The 1,291-nt window shown below is 55.5% G+C and carries 1 protein-coding gene; it reads left to right on the forward strand.

The window, feature by feature from the left end; translation table 11 throughout:
• Positions 1-623: 623 nt before the first annotated feature.
• Positions 624-1,211, forward strand: coding sequence for a reverse transcriptase N-terminal domain-containing protein (locus tag PY650_RS36455; RefSeq protein WP_432761629.1), 588 nt, complete (start codon positions 624-626; stop codon positions 1,209-1,211).
• The last annotated feature ends 80 nt before the right edge of the window (positions 1,212-1,291 follow it).

Genomic DNA, 1,291 nt, shown 5'->3' on the forward strand with positions numbered 1-1,291 from the left:
GTGCGACGTGAAGTTGCGTGAGTGATTGTTTTACGGGTGATCCTTGGACCGCCCGATAGAACCTGTCGTTCCTCCGGCAGTAGCCTAGGGATACAGGCATGATGGGTAACTGCTATGTCTGAAGCTATCCTGACAATGTACCCCGATCCCGTAAGGGTGAAGCGCGCCTCGCGAGAGACGTGCGAAGCTGCAAGCATCATGCGGCAGGGGGCTAGGCTTGGAAGTAAGGTGAACAGATGTGAATCGGCGTTAAACCCCGTTAGTTGTGACGTGCCAAAGATGCTGTCAGGCACGGGCCAAAATGGCATGTGGGTTAGACTTCGGGCTTGCCATTCCCGAAGCGAGGAAATCGAACCCACCGGGGAAAAGCCGGCACCTAACCTTCCGCTGTCACTCACGCAAAACACGGTAAGCCCGAATCCCTGCCCACGTTGGGCAAGCGAACCGCAAGGAACGCCGTTGGGGATGCGGGTATGGGATGTCGGAAAAAGCGAATGTCGCGCTGTAATGGCGCGAATAGGGATTGAGGGAAACCAACATCATCCCGCTCGAAAGAGAGCAGACTTCCGACTGGTCTCTCTTCGCGAGAGAACTTGTGGAACCTTCCTCAGGAGGACAAGCAAATGACAGTCAGAGTTACGACTGGTGCGGCCTCCAGTGGAGAGGTCGATTGGCACGGCATCGACTGGGCCAAAGCGCACCAAACCACGAGAAGGCTTCAAGTGCGTATTGCGAAGGCAGTTCGGGAAGGTCGCTGGGGCAAGGTCAAATCCTTGCAATGGCTGCTGACCCGCTCGTTCTCCGGCAAAGCAATTGCCGTGAAACGAGTCACTGAAAACCAAGGCAAGAAGACTTCCGGTGTTGATGGAGAAATCTGGGATACGCCGGAAAAACGTGCCAGAGGTGTGTTGTCGCTCAATCGGCTGGGCTATCAGCCTCAGCCGCTGAGGCGGGTATTTATCCCGAAAGCAAACGGTAAACTGCGGCCGTTAGGCATTCCGACAATGCGTGACAGAGCGATGCAGGCACTCTACCTGCTCGCGCTCGAACCCATATCGGAATCGACGGCAGATCCCAACTCTTACGGCTTCCGGCCGGAGCGAGCGAGCAGGGATGCAGCGGAACAATGCTACAAGGCGTTGCGTCAACGCGTATCTGCTCAGTGGGTTCTGGACGCGGATATATCCGGTTGCTTGGATCGACTTTCATAATGCCCCCTGGCTCATGGCATGTGTTCGAAGAGGGTTGGGTTTTGATCTATGGTCTTGATCCATAGACCTTTTCTCTGTCC

The sequence above is a fragment of the Martinezella calliandrae genome, assembly GCF_030272695.1.
Lineage (GTDB): Bacteria > Pseudomonadota > Alphaproteobacteria > Rhizobiales > Rhizobiaceae > Rhizobium > Rhizobium calliandrae.

What these genes read in the sequence shown, in the direction of transcription:
- PY650_RS36455 (WP_432761629.1), top strand. Translation starts at nt 624, where the DNA reads ATGACAGTCAGAGTTACGACTGGTGCGGCCTCCAGTGGAGAGGTCGAT.